Source organism: Leuconostoc sp. S50, assembly GCF_016624925.1.
Classification (GTDB): domain Bacteria; phylum Bacillota; class Bacilli; order Lactobacillales; family Lactobacillaceae; genus Leuconostoc; species Leuconostoc pseudomesenteroides.
Genome location: NZ_JACVUE010000009.1, coordinates 23189 through 40669, shown reverse-complemented (window position 1 = coordinate 40669; position 17481 = coordinate 23189). Strand labels below are relative to the sequence as shown.

Annotated in this window: 15 protein-coding genes; 13 read left to right on the top strand and 2 right to left on the bottom strand. The window is 38.2% G+C overall.

Going from position 1 to position 17481, the window contains the following annotated elements; genetic code table 11:
• Window positions 1–17 precede the first annotated feature (17 nt).
• Complete coding sequence (locus tag IAE53_RS08095) at window positions 18–1157, bottom strand: YhgE/Pip domain-containing protein (protein ID WP_148423530.1); 1140 nt, start codon at window positions 1155–1157, stop codon at window positions 18–20.
• A 132-nt stretch (window positions 1158–1289) separates the two neighbouring features.
• Between IAE53_RS08095 and IAE53_RS08090 the strand changes: the two genes are divergently transcribed.
• From IAE53_RS08090 to IAE53_RS08030, 13 genes are all read left to right on the top strand, one after another.
• Window positions 1290–1883, top strand: a complete 594-nt coding sequence (locus tag IAE53_RS08090; protein WP_200136280.1) for a TetR/AcrR family transcriptional regulator — start codon at window positions 1290–1292, stop codon at window positions 1881–1883.
• Window positions 1884–1893: 10 nt separating this feature from the next.
• Entirely contained in the window at window positions 1894–2556 is a 663-nt protein-coding gene (locus tag IAE53_RS08085) for a hypothetical protein (RefSeq protein ID WP_148423532.1), read from the top strand.
• A 67-nt stretch (window positions 2557–2623) separates the two neighbouring features.
• A complete protein-coding gene (locus IAE53_RS08080; RefSeq protein ID WP_148423533.1) occupies window positions 2624–3595 on the top strand; it encodes a beta-ketoacyl-ACP synthase III in 972 nt (323 codons plus the stop codon).
• A gap of 306 nt (window positions 3596–3901) precedes the next feature.
• Window positions 3902–5053, top strand: coding sequence for a CAP domain-containing protein (locus tag IAE53_RS08075; protein ID WP_188353215.1), 1152 nt, complete (start codon window positions 3902–3904; stop codon window positions 5051–5053).
• A gap of 1 nt (window position 5054) precedes the next feature.
• The gene (locus IAE53_RS08070; protein WP_233610712.1) at window positions 5055–5408 is read left to right on the top strand and encodes an NlpC/P60 family protein; all 354 of its coding nucleotides are present in this window, start codon (window positions 5055–5057) and stop codon (window positions 5406–5408) included.
• A 203-nt stretch (window positions 5409–5611) separates the two neighbouring features.
• The gene (locus IAE53_RS08065) at window positions 5612–6478 is read left to right on the top strand and encodes a LysM peptidoglycan-binding domain-containing protein (protein WP_148423536.1); all 867 of its coding nucleotides are present in this window, start codon (window positions 5612–5614) and stop codon (window positions 6476–6478) included.
• Window positions 6479–6553: 75 nt separating this feature from the next.
• Complete coding sequence (locus IAE53_RS08060) at window positions 6554–7807, top strand: aminoacyltransferase (protein WP_200136279.1); 1254 nt, start codon at window positions 6554–6556, stop codon at window positions 7805–7807.
• Window positions 7808–7888: 81 nt separating this feature from the next.
• Entirely contained in the window at window positions 7889–9931 is a 2043-nt protein-coding gene (locus IAE53_RS08055; protein WP_148423538.1) for a penicillin-binding transpeptidase domain-containing protein, read from the top strand.
• 292 nt (window positions 9932–10223) lie between these two features.
• Complete coding sequence (locus IAE53_RS08050) at window positions 10224–10814, top strand: hypothetical protein (protein ID WP_188353212.1); 591 nt, start codon at window positions 10224–10226, stop codon at window positions 10812–10814.
• Between the two features lie 303 nt (window positions 10815–11117).
• Window positions 11118–11723, top strand: coding sequence for a MarR family winged helix-turn-helix transcriptional regulator (locus IAE53_RS08045; RefSeq protein WP_188353211.1), 606 nt, complete (start codon window positions 11118–11120; stop codon window positions 11721–11723).
• Window positions 11724–11778: 55 nt separating this feature from the next.
• A complete protein-coding gene (locus IAE53_RS08040) occupies window positions 11779–13575 on the top strand; it encodes an ABC transporter ATP-binding protein (protein ID WP_148423541.1) in 1797 nt (598 codons plus the stop codon).
• 108 nt (window positions 13576–13683) lie between these two features.
• Window positions 13684–15672, top strand: coding sequence for an ABC transporter ATP-binding protein/permease (locus tag IAE53_RS08035; RefSeq protein ID WP_148423542.1), 1989 nt, complete (start codon window positions 13684–13686; stop codon window positions 15670–15672).
• Between the two features lie 180 nt (window positions 15673–15852).
• Window positions 15853–17010, top strand: coding sequence for an LCP family protein (locus tag IAE53_RS08030; RefSeq protein ID WP_200136277.1), 1158 nt, complete (start codon window positions 15853–15855; stop codon window positions 17008–17010).
• 69 nt (window positions 17011–17079) lie between these two features.
• Here the strand turns inward: IAE53_RS08030 and IAE53_RS08025 are convergent, their stop codons facing one another.
• Window positions 17080–17478 carry a YbaN family protein gene (locus IAE53_RS08025; RefSeq protein ID WP_148423544.1) on the bottom strand — a complete coding sequence of 133 codons (399 nt, stop codon included), beginning with the start codon at window positions 17476–17478 and terminating at the stop codon, window positions 17080–17082.
• Window positions 17479–17481: the final 3 nt, after the last annotated feature.

Sequence of the window (17481 nt, the reverse complement as noted above, 5' to 3'; positions counted from 1 at the left end):
GAGATAATCATGTTTTTTTATTTTGCGATGATATTTCGAGTCTGCGCTAAGAATACTTTAGCAATTAATAAGAGCATACCAATCACCATCACCCATAACAAATTAAATGTAGGTGTGTGCCAAATACCATCATGATAGTAAATAATGCCGCGCATACCGTCAATTAAGAATCGCATTGGCAGCCAAGGATAAATGCTGTCGCGGTAAAAGTGAGATAGCATTTCTGGGGCTAATTGTAGAATTGGTAGGGCAAAGAACATCAATAAAACGAAGAGTGGCAAACCAATAAAGCCCGTCCAACTCAATATTCCTAGAATTATCATGATGAATGAAAATTCAGCAATTGTCGCAAACAGCGCAATGGTCCAAAAATTTTGGAAGTGATAGTCGAGTAGCCATGTTGTATACAACGGCGTCATAATACCAATAAAAATCGCTAAACTAGCAGCAGTAATGAGTTGCATGGTAGCAAGATGGTATTTATTTTTACCACGAAGTTGACTATCTTTAGCAGCGTAGAAAAGCATTAGGCTGATAATAACACTGCTGAGCCAAAGGGGCTGAAAATAAATCGCTGTTGCATTAACTTTATTTTCAGTTGGATGAACAATTTGGTTAGTGACATTTAGTGGTTGGGTAATTGTTTTGGCAACCACAATCGGAATCGATTGTTGGTGCAAGGCAAACTGTGTGATGATGTTTTTTGAAATCGTGCCACTGATAGTTGTTGTCATGTGACTGAACAAGTTCGTAACCGCAGTACTAACAGTTGGATTTTTGGCTTGATTGATGACTGTTGTGACACTTGGTTTAGTGGGTGTTGCTGTTGCTAGTGTCGCCATGTTTTCTCCAAAATGACGTTTAATAATGATAGCGCCGTAGAATTTTTGTTTGGACATATCTTGTTTGAGTGCTGCGGTTGACTTGACGGTTGTCCATTTAAGGGTAGTGGGATTTTTATCACCAACACTAGTCACCTTTTTGAGTTGATCAACTATTTTTTTGCTGATGGAATTAGTTGGATCTTCATTAACAATGGCTAGTGGTAAATTTTTGACCGTTGTATGGACTGTTGGTATTTGTGACAAAACCATGATGAACGATAAGGCGATGCCACCAACAGCTGCTAATAGCCAGAATTTATATTTTTTAAACATGTAAAACCTCCTAAAATTGAACGTTGTGTTCTTTTTTGATATACTTAGCGTAATCTTGAAATAGGTGATTATCAATCGTCAAAAATAGGCGATATGTCGCAAATGCAACATAACATGAGAAAGTGTTTTAAAATGGCTTATCAACATAAAACGACGCAAACCAAAACAATGCTATTAAATAGTTTGCTTGATTTAATGGTCAATACAGAACTAGAAGATATTACAGTTCGTGATATTACTGAATATGCAGGTGTTAATCGTGGCACTTTTTACCGCCATTTTAAAGATAAAATGGATTTAGTTGAACAAAAAGAACGACAAATTTTTCAAGATTTGAAACAGGTAGAATTAGATATCAAAGTCTTTGATGATACGGCTAATATTGTGATATCTTCGGAAAATGTCTGTAAATTAACGACTTATTTATATACACAACGACGTTTTTTGGCAAACTTATTGGGATCAAATGGTGATATGACATTTGAACACCAATTATTGACGTGGCTATATAGCACCATTATTGACAATTTGGCCAGTGCTGGGCTGGATGTGACACAAAAACATTTGAAAATTGTGGTTCATTATCAAGTGTCAGCTATGCTTGGCGTGATACGCTACTGGTTCATCGAAGACCAAGGGGCGACGTCACCTGAAACAATTGCTCAAATTATTTACAAGCTAAATCATGACGGGGTTTGGCGAAACTTTGAAAATCGTCCATTATGAGGTGGTATATATGGTAACAAAATTATATAGAATCAACGCTTACCATCCAGATAATTGGTTAATTAATGATGTTGAGAATATTAACGAGGATAATATTAATGTTGTTAAATCACTAGCAAAAGAAAATTCTAAAGGTGTGATAGCCCGTGTCTTTGATGACACCAGTTATCAAAAATTTGTACGTGCTGGCTTCAAGCTGGTACGTACAACCTATTTTGCGCAACTTTTGAGTGAAAACCAAGGTGCGGTTTCTGATGTTTTTAATGTTGCACAACTGGATGATAATCAACGACACCAATTGGTGCAAAAGTTTAAACAATATTATGAAAGTGTCCATCAAATCAATCCTGCTTCTCCCAACATTAATTATCGACGCTTGACATTTGATGATTCAAGTTTTGATGAACAACACAGTATTGTCCGTGTTGATAATCATCACATAACTGCAGCCATTTTGGTTTTTGAAGATGGACAGAATTATGAAATGGGTTGGACATTTGGTGACAATAATAAAATATTGATTGCTTTGTGGCAGAGTTTTCAGTCCATTTTTCCGGAAAAAAGTCTGATTTCCGGTGAATTTGATGACACTGATCGACAAGCTATGGCTGTATATCAGGAATTTGATTGGCACGAGACCATGCCCTGTCAACTAACGATGCTCTGGCATTAAAACGAACAATTTGCGTAATTCTCAAAATCCGCTACAATAATATGAGATGAATTGAAGGTGAAAAGACATGTCTGGAAGTAAAATACTCGCCAGTGCACATTATGTGCCAAGTGATATTGTGACAAATGATGATTTAGCCAAAATCATGGATACCAATGATGAGTGGATTCAAGTACATACGGGTATTAAAACACGTCACATGTCATTGCAAGGTGAAAATACAAGTGATTTAGCGACTCAAGCTGCACGGCTTGCTTTAGCGCAAACTAATCTAACAGTCGAAGAAATCGACCTGATTATTGTGACAACGTTCACGCCTGATGGGCTGGCACCATCAACTGCGGCTTTGGTACAACGCAATTTGAAAGCAACGAATGCGTGGGCTTATGATATTTCAACTGCTTGTTCTGGATTCGTTTTTGGTGTGAGCACGGCTGATAAATTTTTGCGCTCAGGCGTCTATAAAAATGCCTTAGTGATTTCTGCTGAGGTAAACTCAAAGATGATGGATTTCAAGGATCGGACGAGTACAGTATTTTTTGGTGATGGTGCAGGGGCAGTTGTAATGACCGCGACCCAAGGAACAGGTGTCTTATCGAAGGAAGAAATGCACACAATTGGTAATGAAAATGTTGTACATTCCGGTAGAATAGCACCACTGACCTCACTTTCTGTGGAAAACTATCCAAAAACGGATGCTTTTGCACAACAAGGCCGTGAAGTATTTAATGAAGTGACAACACTAATTCCGCAACACATTAAAGATTTTCTAGGGGACAAACAACTACTGCCTAAAGATATCGATTATTACATTCCACATCAAGCTAATTTACGCCTAATTGAATACATTGCAGAAGCTTTGAATGAGCCAATGGCTAAATTTTCAACCAACATCATCCAAAATGGTAATACCTCCTCAGCTGGCATTGCGATTGGGTTTGATGAATTAAATCAAACAGTTGATTTAACTGGTAAGCGTGTCCTGCTAACAGGTTTTGGTGCAGGATTTACGTACGGCAGCTTATTACTCGAATTTTAAAGAAAATATTAAGAAATTTAAGAAGTTTAAATTTAAAAAAAGACGATTTAAATCATTATAAAAATGATTTAGTCGTCTTTTTTGGCAAAAACTATTGAAAAATCCAAAAAAATTTCCCTTTAAAACCTTATAAAATCAGCCTAAAACGGGTGTTGTCATAATACTGTAACATTGTTATCTGATTGAGAAAACGATACAATGTTTGCGTTACACCGAGTAGGTATACTGGATATTGTTCTTAAGAAATACTTAATAACACATCAAAAATTTAATGTTTGAATTGAATCTATCCAGGAGTTAATACATATGAGCAATAATATCAAGAAGACCTTGTTAGCAACAGCAGCTGGAGCAGCCGCTGTTGTCGGTGGTCATGCGGCCGCATCTGCTAATACAGTAGAAGTCAAGTCTGGTGACACGTTGTCAGCTATTGCTGCTGCAAACAACACAACAGTTGCTGAACTAGCTAAGAACAACAACATCAGTAATGAGAACCTCATCTTAGCAGGTACTTCACTAGAAGTTAGCACATCAACGCAATCAGTTTCTGGTTTGTCTTCTGATGGTAGTTCATATACTGTGCAAAGTGGTGACACGCTATCAAAGATCGCCGAAAAAACAGGTGTTAGTGTTTCAACTTTGACATCGTTAAATGGTGTTTCAAACCAAAACTTGATCTTAACTGGTCAAGAGTTGTCACTTAAAACAGCGACATCGGCTGCTTCATCTGCAGCAACAGTTTCAACTGTTGCCGCATCTTCTGTAGCGTCAACTGCTTCATCAGCAGCAGTTGATACAAGCAATTTGAAGTATATTGCGGCTGCTGATACTAACAACGATGGTTTCATGAGTTTGAGTGAGTATAATACTTATGTTGCTAACGGTGGCTCAACCACTTCTTCTGCAGCTACGACAACGACGTCAGCTGCAACAAGTTCATCTGCATCTTCAGAAGCAATCACTTATATTGCGGCTGCCGATACTAACAAAGATGGCTACATGACAATGGCTGAATACAATGCGTATAAAGCTAATGGTGGTTCAACGGCAACAACTACGACACAGACAACCACTGCACAAACTACTCAGACAAGCACATCAACATCAGCATCTACAAGTACAGGATCAACGACAGCAGACGCAACAATCAATGCATGGAACGCAATGCGCGCTAAGATGGGATTGAATCCAATTCGCATTTCATCTGCATTGACAGCCCAAGCACAAGGTCGTGCACAAGCGATTGCAACGTCATCAAACTGGTTTGGTACACATGCTTCTTCGGGCACGCCTGAAGTGGTTGCTAATGGTTTTGGTGCTGGCGCTTCAGTTATTAACGCCTGGTACTATGAAACAGGGATGGTTAATGGTGGTCACACAGCTTTCATTATCAATCCTAATTTCACTGAAGCAGGTGTTGGATATTATAATGGATGGATTGTTATTAACGCACAGTAATATGCAAAACAATTATTTACAACTTGCCTTAAATAAAGTTGGCCAAACATATAACGACCGCGATAGCGGTCGTTTTGTTTCACAACAACTTATTCATGCTAAAGTACCAGTTAATGACGGTAGTCGCTGGTCTAAAGACCCTGAAAAGTTAATTGATCAAATGGATCACTTACTGGGGGTATTACAAGTGACACCGGGTGACATACTTTTCTGGGGTACTCAAAATAAGCCTTATGAAATAGGTATATACGTCGGCGGTAATCATTTTATTGCAGTACATCGACGAACGCACCAAGTTCGCATCCAGACATTATCTAAAAATTGGTATCCCAGCATTGCTGGTTCGATCATATGACACATAAAAGAAATCAATTTGACACAGAAATGACATTAAAGTGCCCGTTTTGCAATGAATGTGATTAAACAGAATTATTGACAACAAAGTGAAAAATATCCCCAATATACACGACATAGCCATTTGATACACTAATACTTGTCGAGAAGACCAAACAAATAACAAATACTAATTATGAAAATCTCTTTCAGGAGTTCAAGAATATGAAAAAATCTACTATTACAAAGTCAGTTGTTGCAGCTGCTGGTGCATTTGCTGTTGCAGGTGCTGCACAAGTTTCTGCTAATACAATCACTGTTAAAGCTGGTGATACACTTAATAAAATTGCGGCAGCCAATGGTACAACAGTTGCTGCATTGGCGAGTGCTAACAACATTTCAAATGTTAACTTGATCTTTGTTGGTCAAACATTGCAAACTAATGGTACGTCAACATCATCAACAACGACATCATCAAGTACAACAACGTCTTCAACATCAACAACTAGTGGTACATACACAGTTAAGTCTGGTGATACTTTGAACTCTATTGCAGCAGCCAATGGTACAACAGTTGCTACATTGGCTTCTGCTAATGGTATTTCAAATGTTAACTTGATTTATGTTGGTCAAACATTGAAGTTGTCAACAACATCTACTTCAACTAGCACATCAACATCATCAACAACTAATCAATCTTCGTCAAACAGTTCTTCTACTACAAACACTAGTTCAAATACAACAAGTAACACGTCAACAGTTACAACATCTGATGCAACAATTAATGCATGGAACGCTAAGCGCGCCTTGCTTGGTTTGAAGCCAATTCGTGTATCAGCTGCTTTAACTGCACAAGCGAATGCACGTGCACAAGCAATCGCCACTTCTTCAAACTGGTTTGGTACTCATGAAGCGTCAAATACACCTGAAGTTGTTGCAAATGGTTTTGCCGCTGGTGCAACAGTTATTAATGCTTGGTACTATGAAACTGGCATGGTTAATGGTGGTCATACTGAATTTATCGTCAACCCTAACTTCACTGAAGCAGGTGTTGGTTACTATAACGGTTGGATTGTTATTGACGCACATTAATGAATGTTTAAAAGTGGATAATCGTTATCCACTTTTTTTGTGTTCTCATGTATAGTAGAAGGCAGAGGTAAAATAATGTCATATCAATTTACAGAATTATCTGAATCAGATTACGCAAATTTTGAAAAGCAGAGTGAAGCTGGCTCGTTTTTGCAATCTATCGAACAAGCCCACCTTTTGAAAAAAAGAGGGTACACAATATGGTTGCTAGGTGTTAAAGAAAACGAACAAGTTGTTGCGGCTGCACTGGTGATGCGTGAAACTGTCAAACTGGGTTATATCTTCTCAATAGACCGTGGGCCATTACTTGATTTTGAAAACCAAAGTCTATTTCATTTCTTTATGACAGAATTTGCTAAATTTTCACGCCAAAATGGTGGGCTTTATGTTGAAGTTCGTCCTAATGTGACACTCAAGCTTGCAAATGATCATGGTGAAACACTTGGTGATGAAAACAATAGCTTTATTTCGGAAATGACAAGTTTAGGTTTCACACATGTGCCTTTTGTGGATGGATTTACAACGGCTGGCTCACCTGAATGGGAATATTTAAAAGACATTTCTGAATTAACTGACGTGAAAAGTGTGCGTGCATCATTTACAAAAAATGCACAGTACTATCTGAAGAAAAATGCGCAATTTGGCATTAAAATACGACAATTATCACGTGAAGATCTACCTGATTTTAAAGAGTTGACACAAAAAACAGCAAATAGATTACATTATAAAGATAAAAATTTGAATTTTTACCAAACAGTGTATGATGAGTATCAAGATGATGCAACTTTTTTATTTGCTGAGTTAAATTTTGATGATTACATTAGTGAAGAGACACATAAAATTTCTGAACTAGATCAAAAATTAGCAAAAATCAATCAGAAAATAGAAAAGTATCCGAATAATGACAAATTCAAGCGTCAATATGCTGAATTTGATGATCAAAAACAACAGCATATTAAGCGGATTGACAAAGCAACTGACCAAAAGAAAACGGCGGGTAAAAATGTTGTGGTTGTCGCTGGTGCTTTGTTCATTGAACAACCTCAAGAAATGAATTATCTTTATTCAGGTACTTATGAGGAATATATGGACTACTATGGTCCATATCAAATACAAGATCTTATGATTAACCGTGCAGTTGAGCATGGGATTAAGCGTTACAATTTCTATGGCATTGCTGGTAAATTTAATGGTAGTGATGGTGTATTGGGCTTCAAAACTTCATTCAATGGGTATGCCCGTCAATTAGTTGGTAACTTCACCATGCCTGTCAATCCTATTAAATATAAAATCTATCGTTTATTGAAAACTTTGATTGGACGCGGTTAATTATCTCAGGAAATTTTAGCGAGTGAATGTGTAAATGTGGTAAGCTAGATAGAGTAATTATTCAAACTTGGCGGTAAAAACATGAAACGCAACCCATATTTAGAGGATCGTGATAATAAAAACGACGCGCGGGCTAATTTGCCAACACGATTAAATATATTGTTAGGGATTTCCTTGTTACTGATGATTGCACTCACCGTGCAATTAGCTTTTTTAACGATTCAGCAGGGATCTGATTATAAAGCAGAAGTTAATCGAAGTGATGAAACAGTTGAAAAAGGCAACGTACCGCGTGGGCTTTTTTATGATTCAACTGGTCGTGTTATTGCTGGAAATAAGGCGCAAACAGCTATTACTTTCACTCGTGGAACCAATATTAGTTCTACGACCATGCGCGAAACGGCTGAAAAATTAGGTAAATACCTGACTGTTGATACATCTCGGTTAAGTGATCGATCCAAGGCTGACTTTTATTTAGCAGATGCCAAACAGGCAGCAGCTGTCCAGAAAAAAATTAACAAATCTAAGAAAAAGGGTGAAACTTATACAGCGACACAGTTAACTGATTTATCTGTTAATTATGTTGAAAAAAATCATCTGATTGATTCTGTTAATGAAAATGATGCGATGATTTTTCAGCGCATGAGTGGTGCATATGCGCTGTCAACGACATTTATTAAAGAAGATGATGTGTCAGAAACAGAATTAGCTGAAATTGGTGAACGACTCAGTCAATTCCCTGGTATTAAAATTGGGACTAGTTGGTCACGACAATACCCTCAAGGTGATGACTTTAAGGCATTGATTGGTAATGTTACTAATGAGTCAACGGGTTTGCCTGATGATCGCTTGCATACGCTGCTAGCCCAAGGTTATTCTCAAAATGAGCCAGTTGGAAACTCTAGTCTTGAAATGACCTATGAATCAATGCTGAAGGGTTCAGCCTCACAAACGGTTGTGACGACTGGTACAGATGGCACTGTGAAATCGTCAAGCATCAAGTATGATGGACAGGCTGGAGACAGCTTAAAGCTGACTATTAATGCAGAATTCCAAAAGGCGGTTCAAAAAATTCTTGAGGATAATTTACCCGGCGGTGATGTTCAAGGCGCTTATGCCACTGTTATGAATCCATATACTGGTGGAATATACGCTATGGCCGGTGTTGATCAAGAATATGGTACTAATAAGAAAACGGCCGACCCAACCGGTAACATTAACCACGCGATTGTTATGGGATCGGTTGTGAAGCCAGCGGTCTTGACGACAGCTTTCCAGCGTGGTGTCTTATCAACGTCCAATACTACAATGTATGATCAAGCTATCAAAATCCAAGGTACACCAACAATTACGTCATATTGGAACAAGGCTGGAACACCAATAGCCGTTGATGCACAGACTGCTTTGGAACGATCATCTAACACCTATTTCGTACAATTAGGTATGAAAATAGGTGGACAAACATATAGTGCTGGTTCACCTCTAGCCCTTAATTCCGATGCTTTTCAGACGCTACGAAATGGGTTAGCACAGTATGGACTAGGCATTAAAACAGGTATTGACATTAGTGGTGAAACAGCCGGTTATAGAGGGCCAACCACAGGTGAAAACATTGGTAAGTATTTATATGAGTCGTTTGGACAATATGATACATACACAACGCTGCAACTAGCGCGTTATGTTTCAACAATTGCCAATGGTGGTTACCTCATACAGCCACACTTGGTTGATTCTGTTTTGCAGAGTATTCCTAATAGCACTAAAATGAAGACAGTATGGAAAGCTTCTCCCAATGTACAGGGACAAGTTCAGTTGAGTTCTGCTGAGTGGCAAGTTATCCATGAAGGGATGGATCGCGTTGCTAATGGTTCAGATACCTATAATACCGGCGGTACGCAATTGCATAAATTAACACCACATGTCTATGCGAAAACAGGTACGGCTGAAACAACAACTAATGGCCATCAAACGTTTACAGAATCGATTGTTGCTTATGTGCCTGGACAACCTGTGGCAATGGCGATGGCAATTCCCGGGATGAATAATTATTTGGATGGTACTAATGGTAAAATTGCAGCAGCAATTATAAATGCCTACTGGAAGTATGTTCAAAATAAACCTTAAAACAGCGAGAGCTGTTTTTTTTTTAAGTAATAGATAAATATGATTTTTGTGTCAATGGTATATGATTTTTTTGTGAACTTATCCTTTTCTAATTTTTATAATGTTATACTACACGTATTGATTTGTTGTCTTGAGGTTCAGTTGTAAGTTTTTAGTATCATAATTATGCTAATCACTTATGGTTACATTTGAGAGGTGATGCGAATGGGAAAAACATTTAGATTTGATTTTATATTTGTAATGATCATGGTAAGTTGTTTAGTGGCTATTCTTGTTGTTAGTGGCGCTCAAATTGATTCACCATCTCCCAATTAAGCATATTAAATACAAACATATTGATGGTAGTTCTGAAAAATTAGATGCAGAGACATATCAAAAAGAATTAAATTCAGATGATTTTGGGACAGTGGGTGCTGCACAAGATTCTCATATTTGCCCCAAGCCGACCCAAATTATTAATAGTGGTAATACTATCATTTATTGGTCATATAATGATACAGTTCACTTGTTTGACTATTTAAGTGCAAATTCATCTTCTGATTCTGTTTCGATTAGTGGAGGAGCAATCGGATTTTCGTTTTCATTTTCTAACACATCGTTGAGGACAGAGGCTGATCAAGTAACTGATGATGGTTTTGGATTAGCAATTAAGCTTTCTGGTGGTCAACAAGCTAAAAATGGCTGGTATTGTAATGACAGTTGGCCAAACGCATCAGCTGCATGTTTTGTAAAAGCAACCCCTTCTCAGTGGGATCATACACACGTCTCTCATTTTACAGAATTAGGTGCAATTACGACAGCTTTTTATGGCGGTTGGTCTTGTGACTATAATGGCACTGCCAATGGTGCAACTTGGGCGGGAGTAGGGAAAGGGCACAAATAATGAAATGGATGAAGTGGCTAAAGTTTGGCATGGGTGTATATATTGTGTGGTTCGCTGTTGTTTTGATAATTATAGGACTGGCTGTTTATGTTTATTTTCACCCTTTTTGGTTATTTGGTTGACTAATTTAAAATTTTATATGGTAGTATAGTGTCTAAAACCTTAAAACAGCGAAAGCTGTTTTTTTTGTTTGTCACAACTCAAATCATTTATTTAGTTTATAGTTGACAAAACAAACTAAAAAGACTAATATATATTTTGTTAATTTAAATTTAAACTAAATAAATATTTAAGGAGTAAGTAATGGATAACACAGAAATTTTTGATGAGTTAACGCGGTTGGTACATCAACCAGCAATTTGGGTAGCAGCGCGCACACTGTATGGCGGACAAAACCAAAAACCAGATAATAGCCGTCGATTATTAAGAATTTTAGTAGAAACAACGAATCACCTGACAGCGGGGACCATTGCCGATATATTAGATATTCGGCCGGCATCTGTGACACAGCTAATTAAAAAGCTTGAGGCTGCAAAATATGTTGAACGTGTCCAAGATTCAGAAGATGCTAGAGTTGTTCGTGTCAAAATTACGGATGATGGCAGACAACATCTTGAGTATTTAGACAATACTCGTCAAGATTTTCAGGCTGATATTTTTGGTATCTTTAGTGAGGATGAGCGGCAGGCATTTGGTGAATATTTGAAGCGTTTAAATGAACATGTTGCTTCGGAGACTTTTATTAAAAGTATTAGTGATAATTTCAAAGGGCACGAACGCATGATGTTTAATCATATGCAACAAGCGCACCTCAAACAAAATGAGCGCTTTACTAAAGCCATGCAACAACAACGTGAACATATGGCAAAACACGGCTTTAATCGACACGATAATAATTGGTTTTCATAACCATCAATTATTGTCGTCATTGTTAAAATTTATGTATTAGGAGAAATGCAGTATAATGGCAGAATTTGATCATAATGGGCATGCAAAGGCATACCAAAATAGTCAAGGACAACCTAAAGCAAAAGTGTCTGGGTTGTGGCACTTAATCAAAATATCTCGCCCACAGTTTAAATGGATGGCGTCTGGTTTGTTTTTTTCAATCATTGGTGTTGTCTTTAATTTACTGACCCCGAAGTATGCAGGAAATTTAATTAACTCTTTTACAGGAAAAAATTTCAGTCATATTCATTTAAGTAGTTCATTGGTGACGTTAATTTTAGTTCTTTTTGTTGGTGGGGCGATTATTTCAGCATTAGGTAGTTTTTTAACTGGCGTTGCTGGCGAACAGTTAGTACGAAATTTGCGACAAATCGTCTGGGATAAACTTGTTGTTTTTAAAATTTCTTACTATGATCAAGTTAAATCTGGTGAAACAACGTCTCGTCTGACCAGCGATACTGCGCAAGTGAAAACACTAGTTGCTAACGCTCTACCAAGTTTTTTAACTAACTTAATTGCCATGGTTGGTGCTGTGATATTAATGTTTACTACTGACTGGCACATGGCCATTTGGATTTTTATTGCCGTACCCGTTACTGCTCTTTTGGTAACACCAGTCTTTATTTTTGGATCAAAAGTAGGTCATGCAACACAAGATGCAATGGCTGAATTTACTGGCGCTTCACAAGAAACGCTATCAGAAATGCGGTTAGTTAAGTCATCTGGTGCGGAAAAGTTTGCATTGCATCGGGGCGCTCAACAGATTCAAAATTTGTTTAAATATGGTCGTCGCGAAGCAATTGTTGATGGTGTTATGGGACCCATCATGACCATGGTGATGATGGGATTGTTTGTTTTAATACTGGTAGTTGGCTCTCTGCGCGTGGCTAAGGGCGAGTCCAATATGGGAACGTTGTTTAGTTTTATTATGTATTTGTTCCAAATTATGCCTGCACTCGTGTCGGTAGGGACATTTGGATCAACTTTTGCTAAAACACAAGGCGCAACACAACGCTTAATTACGTTACTGGACACACCAGTTGAAGATTTAACTAAGGGTGACAGTATTAATGTTGAAGGGCAAACAATTGTCGCTAATCAAGTTGACTTTGAATATGAAAGTGGTAAACCTATTCTAAAGAATGTCACTTTTGAGGCTAAACCAAATACGATAGTCGCTTTTGCGGGCCCGTCTGGTGGCGGCAAATCCACTATTTTTCAATTACTTGAACGTTTTTACCAACCCACGTCAGGTGAAATAAAGGTGGGTGACTATAATATTGACAATGTTAGTTTGAGTTCATGGCGGCGACAAATTGGATTTGTATCCCAAGATTCTGCCATTATGGCGGGAACAATTCGTGAAAATTTGACTTACGGTCTAGAAGAAACCTACACTGATGAGCAACTGTGGCATGTATTGCATTTGGCGTATGCAGAACAATTTGTGTCTGAAATGCCCCAAAAACTGGACACACAAGTTGGCGAGCGTGGGGTCAAAGTTTCAGGTGGGCAGCGACAACGTTTGGCGATTGCGCGCGCATTCTTGCGTGATCCAAAAATTTTAATGTTAGATGAAGCAACTGCCTCCTTAGACTCTGAATCAGAAGCGATGGTACAACGTGCTTTAGAAAAATTGATGGAAAATCGCACAACTTTAGTCATTGCGCACCGTTTATCTACAATTGTTGATGCGGACAATATTTACTTTATTGAACATGGTGAAGTTACTGGTTCCGGTACCCATCAAGAACTTTTGGCGTCTCACGAACTGTATGCAGAGTACGTGCACGAGCAAATTGTGACCGATTAAACTTTGCTTTGATTACCAGTCTCTGGACTACTGTGTAACGAAGAATAATTTACATCGTGGAATACTTATGATAAACTAAACACACATTATAGAAAAGAGAAATCAGCCATGGCATTTTTAAAACTAACTGATATCCACAAATCATATTTTCTCGGAAAAGATGAATTTCCTGTTTTAAAGGGCATTGATTTGTCATTTGAAAAAGGTGAATTTGTCTCAATTCTAGGAGAATCTGGTGGTGGAAAATCAACCTTAATGAACATCATTGGTGGCTTAGACCGAAATTTCGAAGGAACGGTTGAAGTTAATGGTGAGAAGTTAGACCACAAACAAGAAAAGAAACTTGATGTTTACCGCCGCCAAACAATTGGTTATATTTTTCAAAGTTTCAATTTGATTAACTATCAAACTAATTTGGAAAACGTTGAAACATCATTGAATATGACGACGTTGTCAGCTTCACAACGTAAGCAACGTGCTACGGAGTTGTTAAAAAAAGTTGGCTTGGCAGAACACATTCATAAATATCCTTCTCAACTGTCAGGTGGACAAAAGCAACGTGTTGCAATTGCTCGCGCGTTGGCGGCTGATCCTGACGTGATGATCGCTGATGAGCCAACTGGTGCGTTGGATTCTGTGAATACCAAAGAAGTATTGGAATTACTTGAACAAATTGCGCAAGAAGGCAAATTAGTCATTGTTGTCACACATTCTCAAGCAGTTGCAGACTACGGCACACGTATTTTACACATGGCTGATGGTAAAATAGATGAGGAAAAGAATCTTAAGCCACGGTTTGAAACACCTGCTACAACGGATCGCCTAACATCTAGACCTCTATCACAAGGATCAGTTTGGGACATGGCGTTTGACCATTTGAAATTCAAAAAGCTACAAAACTTCCTGATTATCTTAGGATCAGCAATTGGAGTTTTTTCAGTTATTCTATTCTTGGGACTAGGAAACGGTATTAAGGGTTATATTAATGATCAAGTGAACTCGCTAGCTAACCCTAATTACCCAACTGTGTTAAAAAATACGACGGATAGCAAAGACGCTACTGCTACTGAACGTGCGCAAGCAACAATGCAGGCGGCTGCTACTGATTACACATCTACTACCATATCAGATCAACTTATCAAGAAGATTGATCAGGTTAAGCATGTGGATAAAGTCTATAAAGGCTATCAATTCAATGGTGCTGTCTTCCAATATGGTAATACGCAATCACAGGCTGGTACACAGATTCAAACATGGACACCGGCCTATGCCGACAAAGTTATTAAGGCTGGTCGTAAGCCAAAGGCAAGTAATGAAATTGTGATCGACAAGGCTTTTGCCAAGAAGGCCAACAAAAATTGGAAGTCATTACTCAATAAAAATATCACTTATACGTATGTTGCTTATAACGCTCAAAACCAACCAGTACCAGTGACATCAACGATGAAAATTGTTGGTATTACTGATGGTGGTCAAAGTGGCACAATCTTTGCTGCAACAGCATCTGGTATCAAAAAGGATTTAACCAAAGCAAATGCTGTGACGACAGCCAATTTCTTGACACTATCAATCAAAGATACTCAAGAAATTCAAGCAACTGTTGATGCAGTCAATGACTTGAAAGACAATGGCAAACAAGCTGTCGCTGCCATTTCACTTGGTTCCGTGTTGAAAACAATTAACACGATTACCAGCTTAGCGTCGTATGTATTAGCTGCAATTGCTGGTATTTCATTATTTGTCTCAGCAATTATGATTATCGTGACAACATACATGTCTGTTTCAGAACGTACAAAAGAAATTGGTGTGTTACGTGCCTTGGGAGCACGTTCAAAAGATATTCGTGGCCTCTTTACGAATGAAGCCCTATTAATGGGTATTATCTCAGCAATATTTGGTATTGTGGTGGCTTACTTAGCTCAATTTGCAATGAACGCAGCCCTTTATGGTTTGATTAAGTTTAATATTGTTCAGGTTTCTGTTGGCAATGTTATCTTCGCAGTTGTTATCTCACTAGTTATTGCCTTAATTGCTAGCTTTGTGCCATCGCGCAAGGCTGCCAAGTTGAATACAATTGACGCATTAGCTGCCGATTAATGAACCTTTAGCATAATAACATCTCATAACGAATTAGCTAGTGAATGATTATTCATTAGCTTTTTTTGATATAGCCACTACTGTAAATCTTCAACATATTTTAAGACAATCGGTAAATCAAAACGATAATGTGTAAATAATGGTATAATAAATTTTTAGAACGCACTAGGGGTACAAGTTATGGAAAACAATATGAGCCGCGCGGCACGTCGACAATCAGCACCAGTACCAAATGGACAGCCACCACGACCACGAAAGCGACGCAAAAAATGGCGATGGATTGCTGCAATATTACTATTGCTGGTAATTGTCGGCGGTGTCATGATGTCAATGGTGTTGAGTAATGTGAAAACATCTGTTGACAAAATGTATCGTAGTGCAAAGGTCACAAAAGCGCGTGATGTCCAAGAAGTTTTGAAAAAAGGAGAACCTTTTTCGATTCTAGTTTTGGGGACTGATACTGGTGCCTTAGATCGTGATCGCACAGGATTGACTGATTCGATGATGCTTATCACAGTCAATCCAAAAAAGAAAACCACTACAATGATGTCTATTCCACGTGACATTATGGTAGCGATTGTGGGCCATGAGAACACTTTTCCACAAAAGTTAAATGCGGCATTTCCTATTGGCGGTGTGAGTTCGACGATACTAACGTTACAAAATTATTTGAATGTTCCGATTGATTTCTATGCGTTAGTCAATATGGGTGGTTTGGAGAAGTTGATTAATCAGGTTGGTGGTGTCAAAGTAGTGTCACCATTGACATTCACTTATCAACCAGACAACGATAAGCCAGACGTGTATAAATTCTATAAAGGTAAAGAAAAGTTTGAATATGCGGCCGATGGCAAGAACTTTAAAACTTACACAACAATGAATGGCTATGCAGCCTTGTCATTTTCTCGGATGCGCTATGATGATCCACAAGGGGATTATGGTCGTCAGTTGCGTCAACGGTTAGTTTTAAAGGCGTTGCTTAAAAAGTCGGCCAGTGCAAAAACATTACTCAACGCTAAATTTATGAGTTCGATTTCCAAAAATGTTCAGACAGATATGAAGTTCAATAATCTTACCACGGTAGCGTTGAAATATATGTCTGCTACTAAAAACCAAACTTCAGAACATATACAAGGTGTTGGCGATATGTATAATGGTGTCAGTTATCAAATGGTCACTGAGACAGAAAAACAACGCGCTACAACGCTTTTGCGCAAGTCATTAGATTTGAAAGCTAAAAATACAGGGACCCAGTTTGGTGGATCTGTACCAGCCTTATATGCCTACATTGCTGAGTATAACTTGAATATGATTAATGAAACGCTTGATCCACAATGAGAAAGCTAAAAGGCACCAACAGTGCGCAAGTAACTGTCGGTGCCTTTTGTGTTGCCTAATTTATCCACATTATTTGTTATTATTTTTCATAAAAGGAATGCCATCACGCCAAAGATAACCACGATAATAGCTTTCCATAGAAATAATTTGTGTCAATGAAGTGAGTGGGAGGACGATTTTTAGCCACACTAAATCAGTTGTGAAGAATGGAATAGCCATCATGCTAGCCGTCACCAAATAGATGATGATACGAGCTTTTAAAGGGAGCTGGCGTTCAAAGACACCTTGATGAACGTATTGCTTGTAATATTTATTATTTTGTAGCCATGTGTCGAGTCGTTTTGAAGATTTAGACCATAAAATAGCAGTCAAAACGTAAAATCCGGTCGTCGGGATGCCTGGGATCCAAATTGCAACTGTGCCAATGGCAAAACTCAGTGCGCCTAGCGCCATCAAAAGTATTTTCATAAT

Coding starts and splice junctions, on each gene's coding strand:
- IAE53_RS08040 (WP_148423541.1), top strand. CDS start 11,779: ATGGCAGAATTTGATCATAATGGGCATGCAAAGGCATACCAAAATAGT.
- IAE53_RS08085 (WP_148423532.1), top strand. CDS start 1,894: ATGGTAACAAAATTATATAGAATCAACGCTTACCATCCAGATAATTGG.
- IAE53_RS08060 (WP_200136279.1), top strand. CDS start 6,554: ATGTCATATCAATTTACAGAATTATCTGAATCAGATTACGCAAATTTT.
- IAE53_RS08030 (WP_200136277.1), top strand. CDS start 15,853: ATGGAAAACAATATGAGCCGCGCGGCACGTCGACAATCAGCACCAGTA.
- IAE53_RS08025 (WP_148423544.1), bottom strand. CDS start 17,478: ATGAAAATACTTTTGATGGCGCTAGGCGCACTGAGTTTTGCCATTGGC.
- IAE53_RS08055 (WP_148423538.1), top strand. CDS start 7,889: ATGAAACGCAACCCATATTTAGAGGATCGTGATAATAAAAACGACGCG.
- IAE53_RS08090 (WP_200136280.1), top strand. CDS start 1,290: ATGGCTTATCAACATAAAACGACGCAAACCAAAACAATGCTATTAAAT.
- IAE53_RS08095 (WP_148423530.1), bottom strand. CDS start 1,157: ATGTTTAAAAAATATAAATTCTGGCTATTAGCAGCTGTTGGTGGCATC.
- IAE53_RS08080 (WP_148423533.1), top strand. CDS start 2,624: ATGTCTGGAAGTAAAATACTCGCCAGTGCACATTATGTGCCAAGTGAT.
- IAE53_RS08065 (WP_148423536.1), top strand. CDS start 5,612: ATGAAAAAATCTACTATTACAAAGTCAGTTGTTGCAGCTGCTGGTGCA.
- IAE53_RS08070 (WP_233610712.1), top strand. CDS start 5,055: ATGCAAAACAATTATTTACAACTTGCCTTAAATAAAGTTGGCCAAACA.
- IAE53_RS08035 (WP_148423542.1), top strand. CDS start 13,684: ATGGCATTTTTAAAACTAACTGATATCCACAAATCATATTTTCTCGGA.
- IAE53_RS08045 (WP_188353211.1), top strand. CDS start 11,118: ATGGATAACACAGAAATTTTTGATGAGTTAACGCGGTTGGTACATCAA.
- IAE53_RS08075 (WP_188353215.1), top strand. CDS start 3,902: ATGAGCAATAATATCAAGAAGACCTTGTTAGCAACAGCAGCTGGAGCA.